15 protein-coding genes are annotated in these 15,009 nt (G+C 64.3%); 7 read left to right on the top strand and 8 right to left on the bottom strand.

Annotation, left to right across the window (positions count from 1 at the left end; genetic code table 11):
- Positions 1-21: 21 nt before the first annotated feature.
- The 3 genes from ACQR13_RS15610 to lptF are packed head-to-tail and all read right to left on the bottom strand — an operon-like array spanning position 22 to position 4,795.
- Positions 22-2,532, bottom strand: coding sequence for an LPS-assembly protein LptD (locus tag ACQR13_RS15610; RefSeq protein ID WP_315712394.1), 2,511 nt, complete (start codon positions 2,530-2,532; stop codon positions 22-24).
- Complete coding sequence (gene lptG, locus ACQR13_RS15605) at positions 2,532-3,629, bottom strand: LPS export ABC transporter permease LptG (protein WP_315712392.1); 1,098 nt, start codon at positions 3,627-3,629, stop codon at positions 2,532-2,534. Before lptG ends, ACQR13_RS15610 begins: the two co-directional genes overlap by 1 nt.
- Positions 3,626-4,795, bottom strand: a complete 1,170-nt coding sequence (lptF, locus tag ACQR13_RS15600; RefSeq protein ID WP_434840980.1) for an LPS export ABC transporter permease LptF — start codon at positions 4,793-4,795, stop codon at positions 3,626-3,628. Before lptF ends, lptG begins: the two co-directional genes overlap by 4 nt.
- A 339-nt stretch (positions 4,796-5,134) precedes the next feature.
- Here lptF and ACQR13_RS15595 point away from each other — a divergent pair, with 339 nt between their 5' ends.
- The 4 genes from ACQR13_RS15595 to ACQR13_RS15580 all read left to right on the top strand — a co-directional run bounded on the left by ACQR13_RS15595 (position 5,135) and on the right by ACQR13_RS15580 (position 8,665).
- Positions 5,135-6,670 carry a leucyl aminopeptidase gene (locus tag ACQR13_RS15595; RefSeq protein WP_315712388.1) on the top strand — a complete coding sequence of 512 codons (1,536 nt, stop codon included), beginning with the start codon at positions 5,135-5,137 and terminating at the stop codon, positions 6,668-6,670.
- A gap of 9 nt (positions 6,671-6,679) precedes the next feature.
- A complete protein-coding gene (locus ACQR13_RS15590; RefSeq protein WP_434862959.1) occupies positions 6,680-7,132 on the top strand; it encodes a DNA polymerase III subunit chi in 453 nt (150 codons plus the stop codon).
- Between the two features lie 204 nt (positions 7,133-7,336).
- On the top strand, positions 7,337-7,831 hold the full coding sequence (locus ACQR13_RS15585; RefSeq protein WP_315712649.1) for a hypothetical protein: 495 nt from the start codon (positions 7,337-7,339) through the stop codon (positions 7,829-7,831).
- 15 nt (positions 7,832-7,846) lie between these two features.
- On the top strand, positions 7,847-8,665 hold the full coding sequence (locus ACQR13_RS15580) for a phytanoyl-CoA dioxygenase family protein (RefSeq protein WP_316184876.1): 819 nt from the start codon (positions 7,847-7,849) through the stop codon (positions 8,663-8,665).
- On the opposite strand, the gene ACQR13_RS15575 is transcribed toward ACQR13_RS15580, so the two are convergent.
- The gene (locus ACQR13_RS15575) at positions 8,662-8,895 is read right to left on the bottom strand and encodes an acetyl-CoA carboxylase biotin carboxyl carrier protein subunit (RefSeq protein ID WP_315712384.1); all 234 of its coding nucleotides are present in this window, start codon (positions 8,893-8,895) and stop codon (positions 8,662-8,664) included. The genes ACQR13_RS15580 and ACQR13_RS15575 overlap by 4 nt on opposite strands.
- Positions 8,896-9,051: 156 nt before the next feature.
- Here ACQR13_RS15575 and ACQR13_RS15570 point away from each other — a divergent pair, with 156 nt between their 5' ends.
- Positions 9,052-9,450, top strand: coding sequence for an avidin/streptavidin family protein (locus ACQR13_RS15570; RefSeq protein ID WP_315712383.1), 399 nt, complete (start codon positions 9,052-9,054; stop codon positions 9,448-9,450).
- Positions 9,451-9,581: 131 nt separating this feature from the next.
- Here the strand turns inward: ACQR13_RS15570 and ACQR13_RS15565 are convergent, their stop codons facing one another.
- From ACQR13_RS15565 to ACQR13_RS15555, 3 genes are all read right to left on the bottom strand, one after another.
- Positions 9,582-11,447 carry an ABC-F family ATP-binding cassette domain-containing protein gene (locus ACQR13_RS15565; RefSeq protein WP_434862958.1) on the bottom strand — a complete coding sequence of 622 codons (1,866 nt, stop codon included), beginning with the start codon at positions 11,445-11,447 and terminating at the stop codon, positions 9,582-9,584.
- Positions 11,448-11,498: 51 nt separating this feature from the next.
- Positions 11,499-11,690 (bottom strand): hypothetical protein, encoded by a 192-nt coding sequence (locus ACQR13_RS15560; RefSeq protein ID WP_315712381.1) that lies wholly within the window; start codon positions 11,688-11,690, stop codon positions 11,499-11,501.
- Between the two features lie 189 nt (positions 11,691-11,879).
- Positions 11,880-12,149: a sulfur globule protein precursor gene (locus tag ACQR13_RS15555; protein WP_315712648.1), complete on the bottom strand. Its 270-nt coding sequence runs from the start codon at positions 12,147-12,149 to the stop codon at positions 11,880-11,882.
- Between the two features lie 285 nt (positions 12,150-12,434).
- On the opposite strand from ACQR13_RS15555, the gene ndk reads away from it, so the two are divergent.
- Both ndk and ACQR13_RS15545 read left to right on the top strand, forming a co-directional pair.
- Positions 12,435-12,857, top strand: a complete 423-nt coding sequence (gene ndk / locus ACQR13_RS15550) for a nucleoside-diphosphate kinase (RefSeq protein WP_315712380.1) — start codon at positions 12,435-12,437, stop codon at positions 12,855-12,857.
- A gap of 79 nt (positions 12,858-12,936) precedes the next feature.
- Positions 12,937-13,800, top strand: coding sequence for a TerC family protein (locus ACQR13_RS15545; protein WP_315712379.1), 864 nt, complete (start codon positions 12,937-12,939; stop codon positions 13,798-13,800).
- A 37-nt stretch (positions 13,801-13,837) separates the two neighbouring features.
- Here ACQR13_RS15545 and ACQR13_RS15540 read toward each other — a convergent pair whose 3' ends face one another.
- Entirely contained in the window at positions 13,838-14,923 is a 1,086-nt protein-coding gene (locus ACQR13_RS15540; protein WP_315712378.1) for a substrate-binding domain-containing protein, read from the bottom strand.
- Between the last annotated feature and the right edge of the window lie 86 nt (positions 14,924-15,009).

Raw genomic sequence — 15,009 nt, 5'->3', positions numbered from 1 at the left:
CCCGTCGGAGACTGGCGCGCACTACTGAAGGCCGCCAGCCCCGGTTCCCGTCGACGAGGTCGTGGCAAGCGTCCGAAGCCCGATCTGGAGCATATAGGCATGGCTCAGAACGGGTGGAGTGGTGCCTGCCGTATAGTTATACGACGTTACATAGTTGGCGGCCAGCACGAAACAGTCGTCCACATAGCCCGCGCCGATCACATACTGGTTGATCTTGTTGGCAGCGAGGTCCCACCGCGCGGCGCCCGTCACGACCCAGTTCGGTGCCACCTTGACCGAGCCGCTGCCCAGGATGCCCTCACGACGGGTGAGATAACCGATCGCCGGATCGGCAGCATAGTTGCCGTAGGTCAGGGCCACCGACCAGCGGTCGAAGTTCGCCTTGGCTTCCGCTTCGAAGCGCTGGATGTTCAGGGTCTGCTGGTCGAACCGGCTGCGCATGCTGAACGTGTAAGTGCGGTTCGGCGAGTAGTCGACCCGCGCCACGTAGTCCGAGACGTTCTTGTCCAGGCCGGAGCCGATGGCGGTGTTGTTGGCGTCCTGCACCGCGAACGAGTTCATCCCGAACAGGTGATAGGACTGGCCGAACAGCACGTTGATGGTGCCGCCGCGGTCGAACTGCGTGGTCGCCTGGACGCCGACATTGGCGCGCCCGCCGCCCTCGACGCGGTCGTAGCCGGAGAACTTGTCGACGCTGAACAGGTTGCTGGCGTCGAACACCATGCTCTGGGCGTCCTCGTTCGGCAGCCGGCCGGCATAGGTCTCGTTCGGCCGGATGATCACTTGCGCGATCGGCTCGATCGTCGTAGTGCCCCACGGCTGAACGTTGATGAACGGGTAGCGATATTCCAGGCCGACCGTCGGCATCAGCCGCAGCGCCTGGGTGTCGCCGGTCTGCAGGAAGTTGCCCACACCCGGCTGGTTCGAGACGTTGGCGTTGATCGCATCCGCGCGCAGGATCGCGAACGGCGTCCAGATCTGGCCGTAGGGATCCGTGAACGACCGCCGCCACTCCGCCTGCGCAGTCAGGCGGGTGTAGGTGCCGGGCGTGGCGCGCAGCAGGCACTGCGTCGGCAGGCGCGCAAGCGGGTCAGCCGATGTCGTCGTGCACAGGCCGTTGGTGTTGGCCGTGGTGGTGATCGGATCGAACACCGCCGTCTGGCGGCTCAGATTGACGAAGTTGGTCTTGTAGCTGAACTCGCCGCCGAACACGGGATAGTTCAGCACGTTCGAGTAATCCAGCACCGGATAGACCACCGGCACGGTCTGCTGGTTGCCCGAGAAGCTCAGATAGTGGATCGCCCTGACGTCGAAGAAGCTGCGGCTGCCAACGCCGGTCAAATACAGCTGCGAGATCGCCTCGGTCGGCAGGCTCATGAACGAGTTGAACGGGTCGCGGTACTGCGCCAGCCGGTAATCCGACAGGAACATGTAGTCGGACAGCAGGATGCCGTCCCAGCCCCAGACCCACTTGTCGTTGAGCGCGAACTGGCCCTTGGTGTCGACACCGCCGCGGAACTGGCGGTCGCCCGGCTGGCCGGCGAAGGCGTTGCGGTCGAGCTGATCGATGCCGTACAGGCGCACCTGATAGCCGCCATTGCTGAGGCGCTGGCGGAACTCGGTCTGCAGCAGCACGCCCTGCTTGGAGGTGATGCGCGGCGTGAAGGTCGCGTCGTAATCCGGCGCGATCGCCCAGTAATAGGGGATGTCGACGCCGAAGCCGTAGCCGCCGGTCTGGGTGACGCCGGGCATCAGGAAGCCGCTCTTGCGCTTCACGGTCGGATCGGGCGTCGAGAAGTAGGGGATGTAGGCCAGAGGAACGCCGAAGAATTCGAGCTGGGCGTTCTCGAAATACAGCATCTTCTCGGTCTGGTCGTGGATGATGCGCGCACCCTTGACCTGCCACAGCGGCGGCTTCTTCGGATCGTCCTTGCACGGCGCGCAGGCGGTGTACACGCCGTTCTCGAAGACGGTGTAATTGCCCTTGGAGCGGTCGGCGCGGGTCGCCGCCATCCGCGTCTGATCCTCGGTCTCGACGCGCAGCGAATCGACAAAGCCGTCACGATAGTCGTCCGACAGATCGAGGCTGTTGGCGTAGGTGATCTTGCCGTCGGCGTCGGTCATGCGGATGTTGCCTTCCGCATGCAGGCGCTTGGTCTTCTGGTCGTAGATCACCCGGTCGGCCTCGACCGAGGTGCCGTTGTAGAACAGTTGCACGTTGCCGACCGCCGACACGCGCGAGTTGTTGTAGTCGTAATCGACCTCGGTCGCCTGCACCAGCATCTGGTTGTCGTTGGCGACGCGCGGCGGCGGCGCCTTGGGCGGGCGCGGATTGTAGGTGAAGCCCTGCGCGACGGCAGGGGTCGGCGCCACGACCGCGGTCGCAGCAGCGACCATCAGGCCGAGCCCGCAGGCCAAAACGAATCCAAGTACGCCAGACCCGGCGCGACGCACGCGCGCGCAACCGACGCGCGCAACGGCATGCTGCCGAAGCGCGGCGAGCGCTGTCTGACGGACGGCAACGAACGACACTAGCCGTCCTCCTGGTAGAGCAAGGCCATGAAGCCCGTGAGGCCGCCGACGAACACCGGCAGCCACGCCGCAGCGATCGGATTCATCAACTCAGCCTTGCTCAAATCTTCAGTTACTTTCGACAGAACGTAGAGCAGAAACCCGGCGCCCACGCCACTCAAAACCATTTTCTGTACGCCACCCATTCGGAAGAACCTGAGCGACACGGACGCAGCCAGCATGACCATCGCAGCCAGCAAAAACGGCTGCGCGATCAGCTTATGATACTGCAGTTTGTACCCCGCGGTCGCGAAGCCCGAGCTCTCCGACGAGCGGATGTATGTCGGAAGTTGCCAAAACGACACAGTTTCGGGGGTGGAGAAGCTGTTTCGGACCTGTGCCGGCGTCAGGCTGGTCGGAAGAATGTACGTCGGTTCGTCGACCGGCGGCGCATCGAGGGAGAATCGGCGCACGGACCGGAAGACCCACCGGCCTTCTTCCAGGGTCGCCTCGCGCGCTTCGATTCGTTCCTTGAAGTGCTTGTCCGTATCAAAACGGAACAGGGTCAGTCCGGTCAGGCGGACGCCCTGCTGCTCGCTGCGCGCGGCATTGATGATGACAGAGCCGTCGGGGTTGATCTGGTTGAGCCAGAAGCCGGCCGCGTCCTGCACGCCGCCGCCCGGGGCGGCGCCGAACAGCTCGGCCTCCATGCGCTTGGAGAGCTCGCGCAGATTTGCCGACATCGGGTTGTAGAGGGTCGTCGCCATCAGCCCGAGCACGATGGCGCTTGCCAGCGCCGGCGCGATGAACTGCCAGGCGGAGACCCCGGCTGCGCGCGCCACCACGAGCTCGAGCCGGCGCGACAGCGCGAGATAGCACGTCATGGCGCCGATCAGGACGCAGAACGGCATCATCTTCTCGAGCAATTGCGGCACCCGGAACAGCGACGTTTCCGCCACCATCAGCGCCGAGGCCGAGGCGAGCCCGGAGGTCTTGCGTACCATCTCGATGTAGTCGACGAGCACGAGCAGGATGAAGATGCTCGCGAACACGCCGACCGCCGAGACCAGGAAGCGGCCGGCGAAATAGCGCCCGAGCGTGTTGGTGACCATGCTCATGCGGTGGCCGGCCTTCCGAACAGGCGTGCGATCCGCGCGTTCGACCGGTTGATGGCTTCCATCAGCCGCGCCGGCGGCTCGACCACCACGCCGCCGATGATGATCCAGATGCTGAGGCCGAGCACGCCGAACAGCATGAGGTACTGCACCAGCGCCGCCATCGGCGTCTTCACGGTCATGACCGAGCAGGCGAAACCCGCCATGCGGACGCCGAACACGGCGAGAATGGCGCTGCCGAACGAGAAGTTGCGGCTCTGGCGTGTCGTCCGCGGCGCGCCCAGGAATGCGAAGGTAAGGGCTGCGAAGGCGAACGGATAGATCGGCGCCAGGAAGCGGTCGTGCAATTCCTGGCGGAATTGTCCGGGGATCTGCTTGTAGATCGGATCGCTTTCGGCGGGCGCCATCAGTTCCCACAGATAGCGCTCGCGGATGCCGAGCGTGACGTCGCGGCCCTGGTTCGAAAACTTCGACATGTCGAAGGCGTAGCGGGCGAACGCGACCATCGCCGGCTCGCGCTTGCCGAGCTCGAAGCGTTCGAGATTGCCGTCCTCCAGCACCAGGAACGAGCCGTCGGCATTCTTCACGACGGTGCCCTTCTCGGCGATGATCGTGATTCGCTCCTTGGGGTCGCGGCGGTCGTCGATCAGGATGCCGGACAGCTCACCGCCGGGCTGGCGCTCGCGGATCCGGATGGTCAGGTTCTGGTCGAGCTGCGCGAACCGCCCGGGCTGTAGGATGTTGGCGAGCACGTCGGCGGTGATCTCGGCATCCCACTGCTTGATCCGGCGCAGGCCGTCGGGGGCGAAGAAGGCGGCGATCACCGTCACCAGCACGGCTACCGCGCAGGTGGCATAGGCGAACGGCACGAACAGCCGGATCGGCGACATGCCGGCGGCGTTCATGACGATGATCTCCGAATCGGTCGCCAGCTTGTTCAGCGTGTGCGAGACCGCGATCATCAGCGCGATCGGCGCGATGACGCCGAGCAGGGAGGGAATCACGAGCCCGGTGATGCCAAGGAAGGTCAGGATCGTCTGGCCCTGGCTGGTCATCAGATCGATGCCGCGCAACGCCTGCGTAATCCAGATAACGCCGGTGAGGCTGACCAACACCAGCGCGAACGACGCCAGCGTCGTGCGAAAGATGTACCTGTCGATGGACCCCATCGTCTGCGCTCGATCCCCAATCAGCAGTCCCGGAACGAGCGCTGCAGCCCCCCTTGAAACGGGTCCCCCAAGGCCGCTGTCGCCGTGACGTTCCAAGAGCAGTGAATATCATTACCATCTCGTTGATCCGTCGACAAAATGGCTGTGGCGTGGCGCCCCGAAAATACGGTCAAAATTTCATGATTGTGACTGGCCCGCCACGCGGCGCTTGGCAGCCGCGGCCCGGGCAGGTCATACTGCTGCCAAGTTGGGTTCCGAACTGCCGCCATCCGCGTCTGGTCCTTGAGGTTTTCGGCCGGACGTGGCGGCTCATCACGTCGAAATTTGGAGGATTGCTTGATGTCCGACGCCGTCAAGGTCGGCTTCGTCCCGCTGTCGACCGCCCCGCGTGGCATCGTGGTGGCGTTCTGCGATGACACTCTGCGTCTTGGAGTCGCGACCGAGAAGGCGCTCGGGGGAGCCTCGGACCTGATCAAGCGCGCGGCCGGGGCAGCCCGGTTCAAGGGCAAGGATGGCGCGGTGTTGGATCTGCTGGCTCCTGAGGGAATCAAGATTCAGCGCTTGATCGTCATCGGCATCGGCAAGGGCTCGGACCTCAAGGACAAGGATTTCCTCAAATACGGCGGGACTTTAGCCGGAAAGCTGAACGCCGGAACTGAAGCGGTGGCGGTGCTCGCCGAGCTGCCTTCGGGACCGCTGTTGCCGGATCAGGTCAGCTCGCTGGCCGCCGGGATCCGGCTGCGGGCCTATCGGTTCGACCGTTACAAGACCAAGAAGAAGGACGAGGAGGGCGCCGTGAGCGCCAATGTCTCGATCGCCGTGGCGGACGTCGCGGCGGCCAAGAAGGCCTTCGCGCCGCGATCCCACGTGACCGACGGGGTGATACTGGCGCGCGATCTCGTCAACGAGCCGCCGAACGTGCTCTACCCGGAGGAGTTCGCCAAACGCGCTGCCGCCTTGCGCAAGCTCGGCGTCACCGTCGAGATCCTCGACGTGCCCGCGATGAAGAAACTCGGCATGGGCGCGCTGCTCGGCGTCGGCCAGGGCTCGGCACGGCCGAGCCGCACCGTCGTGATGCACTACAATGGCGGCAAGCGCGGCGAGCAGCCGGTCGCCTTCATCGGCAAGGGCGTGTGCTTCGACACCGGCGGCATCTCGATCAAGCCGGCCGGCTCGATGGAGGATATGAAGGGCGACATGGGCGGCGCGGCCTGCGTGGTCGGCCTGATGCATGCACTCGCCGCACGCAAGGCCAAGGCCAACGTGATCGGCGCCATCGGCCTGGTCGAGAACATGCCGGACGGCAACGCCCAGCGTCCGGGCGACATCGTCACCTCGATGTCGGGCCAGACCATCGAGATCATCAACACCGATGCGGAGGGCCGCCTCGTGCTCGCCGACGTGCTGTGGTACGTCGCGACCAAGTTCAAGCCGAAATTCATGATCGACCTGGCGACCTTGACCGGCGCGATCATGGTCGCGCTCGGCACCGAGCATGCCGGTCTCTTCACCAACAATGATGATCTCGCCGACAAGCTGTTCAAGGCGGGGCAGGAGACGGGTGAGAAGGTGTGGCGCATGCCGCTCGGCCACGAATACGACAAGCTGATCGATTCGCAGTTCGCCGACATGAAGAATACCGGCGGACGCCATGGCGGCTCGATCACCGCCGCGCAATTCCTGCAGCGCTTCGTCAACGACACGCCGTGGGCGCATCTCGACATCGCCGGCACCGCGATGGGCGCGCCGAAATCGGAGATCAACCAGAGCTGGGGATCGGGCTATGGCGTCCGGCTGCTCGATCGGCTGGTGTGGGACTCCTACGAATCCAGATCCGACACCAAAGCCGAAGCCAAATCCGGCGCCAAGGCGTGACGCGGGGCGATGACCGAAGTCCTGTTCTACCACCTGCAGAACATGACCGTGGAAGGCGTGCTGCCGCCGCTGCTCGAGAAGTCGCTCGAGCGAGGTTGGCGCGTCGTGGTGCAGTCGACATCGGAGGAGCGCGCGGATGCGCTCGATGCGCATCTGTGGACCTATCGCGACGATTCGTTTCTACCGCACGCCACCTGGCGGGTGGCCGATGCGGCCGACCAGCCGATCGTGCTCGCGGTGGAAGAAAGCAATCCCAACGGCGCGAACGTCCGTTTCCTGGTGGATAACGCGGCGCTGCCATCGGACTCGCACAGCTACGAGCGCATGGTGCTCGTGTTCAACGGCGATGATGGGGACGCGCTCGCGGCTGCGAGATCGGCGTGGACCGATTGCAAATCGCGGGGATTCGAGGTCACCTACTGGCAGGCGGATGAACGGGGGCGCTGGCAGCGCCGACAATGATACGGAGGCCCGTGAAGCGCCGATGATGGCAGCGCCGCGTGATTAATGATAATCTGCCGATTTACCGGCAGAGCGTTGGCAAAGTCACGAACGTGCCGCAAAGTGATGTTGGGACAACACGTTAGAGTGTCCACAGGTTGCAATTCAGCAAGGTTCATCGTGCGAGACCACACCAAACAGCTGACGCGCGCTCTGGCGTTCCTTGTGCTTGCCCCGGTCGTCGCCGGATGCTCGAGCACGCCCGATTTCCTGTCCAAGGACGCTGAGTGGTTCAACCGGCCGCAGCGCCTGTTCATCAGAAACATCTCGATCGACGCGCCGCCGCTGACGCCGGACAAGCCGGTCACGGCTGAGGATCTTGTGAGCGCCGAAGGCGCATGCCCGGGCATGGCGCCTGCGGCCGATGCTGCGGGCGCGAACGCGCTGGCGAATGATCCCGCCGCCGCGACGCCGGCTGCCGGCGGCACCGTCGCACTCGGCCACACCGAATGCGACGTGGTGCGCGGCATCGGTGCACCCGACAACGTCAACATCTCGAGCAATGGCGGCGAGCGCGTGGCCACGGTGACCTGGCTGCGCGGCGCACGCGCCGGCGTCTACACGTTCAGCTCCGGCCGCCTGACCTCGGTCGAGCGCGCGCCCGATCCGGGACCGGCGCCGAAGGTGGCGAAGCCGAAGGCGAAGAAGCGGACGAGCTGACGGCGGGAGGCGGCCATGCAAATAACCGGCCTCCGTCGCGAGTTGGAGGAGGCCGGGTATGCGGTACGCCGTGATTTTCTTCCTCGCGAATTGTTGGAGGCCGGCAATCGAATCAAGTCTCGGGCCAGTCTTGAGGCGAGAGCGGAGCCCCATCTCGGGCTTGTTGTCTCGGTCAACTTTTCGGTCGATTTCGCGCCGATCATTCTCTTCGATGCACAATATGAATTGTTGGAGCGCGCCGGATACCGGGATGCGCGCTTTTTTGCTGGATTTCTGATCTCCAAGCCGGCCGGGTGTCCGAGGCTGCACTGGCACCAGGATTGGTGGGGCTGGTCGAGCGCTGTGAGTTACGGCGCCACGCCTCCAATTCTCTATTTCATGTACTATTTGACCGACACGAGTGCTGCAAACGGATGCTTGCGCGTGCTTCCCGGCAGTCATCGGCGCAAGAACGATCTACATGCATTGATCGAGGGCAGGCCGACACATCCCGATCGGGTTCTGCATGTCGACGACGTGCTGGTTTCCACGAGGCCAGACGAAGTTGATGTTGCTGTTCGGAAGGGGGATCTCATCGTTCGCGACGGCAGGCTCCTTCACGCATCCCATGCGAACAATTCGAGCGAAGACCGAGCCCTGATCGTATTGTCCTTCGTGCCGTTCTGGTCGGATCTCCCGGAGGGGCTGCAATGCGCCTTCGACAGAAAGCGGCCCAAGATCGAAAGATCCTGGCCGTCCGCCGAGGCCGAGCGCGTGCTGGATCGAGCGACGGTCTACAACGGCGCGTCGTCGCCGATCCATCTGCAGAGGACTCCGAACTTCGGCGACGATTAAGCTGCCGCGTCCTCCGCATCCAGCTCCATCACGACATCGGTCGCGTTCAACGTATCGCCCGCTTTGCGCCTGACCTGACTGATTGTCCCGGAGTAGGGAGCTTTCACCGACAGCTGTGATTTGGCCGCCTCGATGACGTAGAGGACCTCACCGGTCTTCACCTTTTGACCGGCCTTGACGCAGACGTCGTAGAGCAGGCCGTCAAGTCGAGCGTAAAGCTGCTTGTTCATGTTTCGTCCTCCTGAATCGCCTCAATCGAACCTCAAACATCAACGTCAGCTACCAAAAGTAGAGCAATTTTGATTCTGCTACAATGGCGCTTTCAATCTTATGGATGTATGTAGTCATCGTTGCTACCTCTAGCTCTGGGCATAGCGAGGCGCGCCATGAAGTGGTTCTTCAGCAAGTATCTTTTCGCAGGCATGATTGTCGTGGTTTCGTCGATTGCTGCGCGTGCCGACGTCCTGCCGGCGCCGTCGAGATGGACCAATCAACGAGGCTCGGTTCTCGAGATCTGGTCAGTCACCGATGGGCAGGTGCGAGGGCAATTCACCAACAACGCATCTGGGTTCGCATGCCAGGGTATTCCCTATCCGGTATCCGGCAGATCCGCCGGCAGCGCCGTTATGCTGGTCGTGACTTTTGCCCAGTGCAATTCCATCACGCGTTGGAGAGGCCAAGTCGGCGGCAATCAACTTCGGGCGAATTGGAATCTCTTCTACATTCAGCCCAACGGTGATCTCGGCAATCTGCCGGGTGCCGACCTGTTCCAGCGAACCAATTGATCCGGTCGCTCGCTCCGATCCCGCATTCAGCCGTGCTAGCCGCCGACCGCGAAGGCTTTCGACTTGGAAGCATCTGAAAGCCAAGCTATCGGCGACTTTCGGCCGAATGCCGATCCGAGGCTCGGGGCACTTCAGCTCCCCGCCTCGTCATGCAGCGTGCTGGCTTCCAGCCACTGCTCCTCGGCGCGCGCCAGCGCGTCGGCGGCATTGGCCCGCGCCTTCGACAATTGCGCGGCCTGCTTCGGGTCGCGCGTGAAGATGTCGGGCAGCGACAGCGCGCCGTCGATCTTGGCGATGATCTCGGTGATGCGGGCGATCTCGGCTTCGGCTGCCGCAATCTTCTGCTTCAGCCCGCTGCGCTTGTTATCGCTGCGGGGCCGCTCGGTCTTCTCGGCGACCTGAGAGCGCTCGTTGTCGCGGGCCGGCGTGCTGCGCGTCGACAAGACCATGCGCCTGTAGTCATCGAGGTCGCCATCATAGGTCTTCACGGTGCGGTCGGCGACGACCCAGAGGCGGTCGGCGCAGGCCTCGATCAGATAGCGATCGTGCGACACCATGATCACGGCGCCGGGAAATTCGTTGATCGCTTCGGCCAGCGCGGCGCGGCTGTCGATGTCGAGATGGTTGGTCGGCTCGTCCAGGATGATCATGTTGGGGCCGAAGAAGGTCGCGAGCCCGAGCAGCAGCCGCGCCTTCTCGCCGCCCGACAGGCTCTTCACCAGCGTGTCGGCGGCCTTGCCGGAAAATCCGATCGCGCCGGCGCGCGCGCGCACTTTCGATTCCGGCGCATCGCCCATCAGCTTGCGCACGTGACTATACGGCGATCCGGTCTCGTCCAGCTCATCGAGCTGGTGCTGGGCGAAATAGGCGATCGACAGCTTGTCGGCGCGCGTGACCTTGCCGGAAAACGGTGTGAGCCGGCCGGCGAGCAGCTTCACCAGCGTGGACTTGCCATTGCCGTTGGCGCCGAGCAATGCGACGCGGTCGTCATTGTCGATGCGTAAGGTGACTCTGTTGAGCACCGGTTGCACGGGATCGTAGCCGACCGAGGCGTTGTCGACCGCGATGATCGGCGGCGACAGCAGTCGCTCCGGTGCGGGGAAGGTGATCTCGTGCACGTCCTGGGTGACGAGCGCGGTGATCGGCTTCATCCGCTCCAGCATCTTGACGCGGGACTGCGCCTGGCGCGCCTTCGAGGCCTTGGCCTTGAAGCGCTCGACGAAGGCCTGCAGCCGCGCACGCTCCGCTTCCTGGCGCTTGACCGCCTTGGCATCGAGCATCTCGCGGGTGGCGCGCTGTTCCTCGTAGGAGGAGTAGCTGCCGCGATACAGCGTGAGCTTGCAACGGTCGAGATGCAGGATCTGGTCGACGGAGGTTTCCAGGAGATCGCGGTCGTGGCTGATCACGATCACCGTGCGCGGATAATGCGCCAGATGATCCTCGAGCCACAGCGTGCCCTCGAGGTCGAGATAGTTGGTCGGCTCGTCCAGCAGGAGCAGGTCGGGCGCGGCGAACAGCGTTGCCGCAAGGGCGACCCGCATGCGCCAGCCGCCGGAGAACTCGGCGCAGGCTCGCGCCTGATCCGCGGCGGAAAATCCAAGGCCGCTGAGAATAGCGGCCGCGCGCGCTGGGGCGGAATGCGCGTCGATGTCGACGAGCCGGGTCTGGATCTCGGCGATGCGGTGTGCGTCATGGGCGGTCTCGGCCTCCTGCAGCAGCGCATGCCGCTCGAGGTCGGCCCGGAGAACCACCTCGATCAGGCTTTCGGGCCCGCTCGGGGCTTCCTGGGCCAGGCTGCCGATGCGCCACCGCGGCGGCACGGTGATGCTGCCGGTCTCCAGCGACAGTTCGCCGCGGATCGCCTTGAACAGGGTCGACTTGCCGGTGCCGTTGCGGCCGACCAGTCCGACGCGCGCGCCGGGCGGAATCTGCACTGAGCTCTGGTCGATGAGAAGCCGTCCGGCGAGGCGGATGGAGATGTCGGTGATGGAAAGCATGCGCGCCTTGTCACCGCGCGCGCGGCCAAAGGCAACCGCTTTGTCGCGGTCTCAGCGGCCGGAGAGGCTCATCCCGGTCTCGTCGCGCTTTCGCAACTCGTTCATCAGGTCCGCAAGCTGAGCCGGCAGACGAGAGCCGTCCGGCGGCAGGCTGCGTTGCAGGCGTTCGCCGACGGCCTCGCAGATCGACCGGCTGGTCTTGCGATCGAGCGCCTCGCTGAAATCGGCGGTGCGGCCAGACATGAGGGAGTTCCACGAGCAGTTGCAGGACGATGCCGTAACAAGTCGTGACCGCTCGATTTGTTTCCCGCTCCCGACCGGAAGACCCCGAAATGAGGTTGAAAATGCACAAAAAAAGCCCCGGCGTGGGGGAGACGCCGGGGCGATGCGAGTTCGGTGCGGCGGGGGGCGGGTGCCGCGCCGAGGCTCGTATCAATAGCAGCGGTTGATCCACCGCCAGCGCGGTCCCCACGGGGTCGGAACCACGCGGCGCACGTAGCAGCCGCCATAGCCGTAGCTGTAGACCGGGCCACCGACGAAGAAGCGCGGGCCGTAGAACGGACGGTGCCATCCGCCGTAGCCTCCGTGCCAACCGCCCCCATGCCAGCCGCCATGCCAGTGAGCCGAGGCGGCAGTCGGGGCGAGGGCGGCTGCGCCGAGGGCAACGGTGGCCGCCGCGATGAGGGAGAGTTTGCGCAACATGATCGTCTCCTGGATGACAGCGCTGGTGGCGCCGAAATTGTCCGACGGATGAGGCTGGGAGAGGGCGGCCACCGGTCGTATTGCTGGCTCGTCCTCGCCCGATGCCAACACCCTAGGAGCTTCGAGCTGAACACGGGTGGCACGGAGCCTTCAGACTATGTTCAGAATTGTGAAATTGTCGTAAGGCGTCGCGCTCCGGCAGGGGCCCCGGTCGCTTGCCGTCGGCCGATCGCGTCGATATAAGCCCGCAACTCACCGAAATCCCGCACCTCCAAGGACGATATCATGGCGATTGAGCGCACCTTTTCGATCATCAAGCCCGACGCGACCGAGCGTAATCTCACCGGCGCGATCAACGCGCTGATCGAGAAGGCCGGCCTGCGGATCGTGGCCCAGAAGCGCATCCGCATGACCCGCGATCAGGCCGAGACCTTCTATGCCGTGCACAAGGCGCGGCCATTCTTCGGCGAACTGGTCGATTTCATGATCTCCGGCCCGGTCGTGGTCCAGGTGCTGGAGGGCGAGGGCGCCATCCTGAAGTACCGCGACGTGATGGGCGCCACCGACCCGTCGAAGGCGGCCGACGGTACCATCCGCAAGCTGCATGCGAAGTCGATCGGCGAGAACTCGGTGCACGGTTCCGACGCGGCGGAAACGGCAGCGATCGAGATCGCGCAGTTCTTCTCCGGCAACGAGATCGTCGGTTGATCGATCCTCGTGCGGCTGAGGGCCCCCTCAGCCGCACGACCTTCGTGCTCTGCGCTGAACTTATCTGAAAGGCCTGGCCGTGAACTGGCTATCGCAACTCGCCGATTCCGCCAGCTTCGGCCATGTGCTCGCTCAATTCGAGGCCGACCTGCAGAGCCCGGGCTTCTGGCTCGCGCTCGGCAAGATCGTCTGGATCAATGTGCTGTTGTCGGGCGACAATGCGCTGGTCATCGCGCTCGCCTGCCGCGGCCTGCACGGCAAGCATCGCTTCTGGGGCATGGTGGCCGGCTCCGGCATTGCCGTCGCACTGCGCATCGCCTTTACCGGCATCGTCGCCACCCTGATGGCGCTGCCATACCTGAAATTGATCGGCGGGCTGGCACTGATCGTGATCGCCGCCAAGCTGCTGGTGCCCGAGGACGAGAACGACGAGATCGCGGCCGGCACGACGCTGTGGCATGCGGTCCGCATCGTCGCGCTCGCCGACCTCGTGATGAGCCTCGACAACGTGATCGCGGTGGCTGCGGCCGCCAACGGCCAGGCGTCCCTGCTGATCATCGGCCTTGCCATGAGCATCCCGCTGATCATCGCGGGTGCCGCGCTGATCATGCTGGTGCTCGATCGGGTCCCGCTGCTGGTCTGGCTCGGCGCGATGCTGCTCGGCTGGGTGGCCGGCGAGGTGATCGCGACCGATCCCGCGATCGAGCCGATGCTGCACCATCTGCTCGACGGCACCGTCCTCATCAACATCGAGGCGACCTCGGCGCTGTTCGCCGGCAAGACCAATCTCGCGAGCCATGTCGATGTCATGGAGACGCTGATGTCGCTGATCGGCGCCGGTGTGGTGCTGATCGCCGGCTCGATCTGGCGCGGCCGCGCGTTGCAGCGTCAGGCCGAGAGCGAGCTGCAGCCGGTGCCGGCGCGCGGCGTCGATCTGCCGTAGCTGATCGTCAGGACGCGCCGCATCCGACCGGGCGGCGTCAGGACTCCGCATCCAGCCGATCGAGGAATTCGCGGACGGTGTGGACCGATCCCGTGGCGGCTGGCTGGTAGCCGGGCAGGGCAGCGACGGCGCGATGGAATTCGTCGCCCTTCATCACCTCGAGCACCCGCCGCATCGGGTCGGTTTCCAGAAACGATTTATGGCAGGCGAAAAAATAATCCTCGGTGAGGATACGGATGAAGTCGAGCCCGAACTGCCGCGCGGCGGCCTCGACGCCGAAGCAGACGTCGGCCATGCCGCTCGCGACATAGGCGGCGACGGCGGCATGGGTGAACTCGATCTGCTGCGCGCCATTGATGCTGGTTTCGTCGATGCCTTGTGACGCGAGCAACTGATCGAACAACAGGCGGGTGCCGGAATCATGATCGCGATTGACGAAGCGCGCCCTGCCGTCGGCAAGATCGGCCAATGAACGGATGGACAGCGGATTGCCGCGCTTGACCATCAGCCCCATCTCGCGGGTCACGAAGCTGATGACGCAGTCCTGCTTGGGATCGAGCCAATCCCGGCAGGCCTGGATGTTCTGGGCACGCAGCTCGCCGCGCGGCAGATGCAGTCCCGACAGGTCGCATTCGCCTTGCGCCAGCGAGGCCAGCGAATGCTGGCTGCTGACATAGCGGACATCGACCCCGACGCCTGACTCGCGATCCAACAGCTCGCGCAGCTTGGCGACGGCAAAGCCGTGGCTGGCGTGAACGCGGATCACGCCAGGATGCGACTGCAGGAACGGCTTGATCTCGGTCACCAGCTCCTGCGCCAGATTGTCGAGCTGCGGGCCGAGGCGAGCCTGCATGCGCTCGCCGGCCCAGACCAGCTTGTCGCCGAACGCCGTGAGCTTCGATCCTTTGCCGCGCTGGGTCTCGACCAGCGGCACGCCGAAGAATTCAGACCACTGCTCGATCAGATTCCAGACGTGACGATAGGAAAGATGCGCGTCACTGGCCGCGCTGGTGATCTTACCCGTCCTCCCGATTTCACTGAGCACGCGGAGCATCACGACGATGCTCTGCGGGCCGTCGTCCTTGTAGAAGCGCCAGACAGGTTCGATCGCGATCCGCAACATCAGGGCCCGCTTGTGAAGTCGGCTTCATATGACCGCCGGCCATAGGCAACAGATATCATATTTACGAACAGATATTTGTTCTTACC

The sequence above is a fragment of the Bradyrhizobium sp. HKCCYLRH3059 genome, from assembly GCF_051168035.1.
Lineage (GTDB): Bacteria > Pseudomonadota > Alphaproteobacteria > Rhizobiales > Xanthobacteraceae > Bradyrhizobium.
Note: the sequence above shows the minus strand (reverse complement) of the source record. Positions and strands in the feature narration are given on the sequence as shown.

Coding starts and splice junctions, on each gene's coding strand:
- ACQR13_RS15555 (WP_315712648.1), bottom strand. CDS start 12,149: ATGTTGCGCAAACTCTCCCTCATCGCGGCGGCCACCGTTGCCCTCGGC.
- ACQR13_RS15595 (WP_315712388.1), top strand. CDS start 5,135: ATGTCCGACGCCGTCAAGGTCGGCTTCGTCCCGCTGTCGACCGCCCCG.
- ACQR13_RS15560 (WP_315712381.1), bottom strand. CDS start 11,690: ATGTCTGGCCGCACCGCCGATTTCAGCGAGGCGCTCGATCGCAAGACC.
- ACQR13_RS15575 (WP_315712384.1), bottom strand. CDS start 8,895: ATGAACAAGCAGCTTTACGCTCGACTTGACGGCCTGCTCTACGACGTC.
- ACQR13_RS15590 (WP_434862959.1), top strand. CDS start 6,680: ATGACCGAAGTCCTGTTCTACCACCTGCAGAACATGACCGTGGAAGGC.
- lptF (WP_434840980.1), bottom strand. CDS start 4,795: ATGGGGTCCATCGACAGGTACATCTTTCGCACGACGCTGGCGTCGTTC.
- lptG (WP_315712392.1), bottom strand. CDS start 3,629: ATGAGCATGGTCACCAACACGCTCGGGCGCTATTTCGCCGGCCGCTTC.
- ACQR13_RS15580 (WP_316184876.1), top strand. CDS start 7,847: ATGCAAATAACCGGCCTCCGTCGCGAGTTGGAGGAGGCCGGGTATGCG.
- ACQR13_RS15540 (WP_315712378.1), bottom strand. CDS start 14,923: ATGTTGCGGATCGCGATCGAACCTGTCTGGCGCTTCTACAAGGACGAC.
- ACQR13_RS15565 (WP_434862958.1), bottom strand. CDS start 11,447: ATGCTTTCCATCACCGACATCTCCATCCGCCTCGCCGGACGGCTTCTC.
- ACQR13_RS15570 (WP_315712383.1), top strand. CDS start 9,052: ATGAAGTGGTTCTTCAGCAAGTATCTTTTCGCAGGCATGATTGTCGTG.
- ndk (WP_315712380.1), top strand. CDS start 12,435: ATGGCGATTGAGCGCACCTTTTCGATCATCAAGCCCGACGCGACCGAG.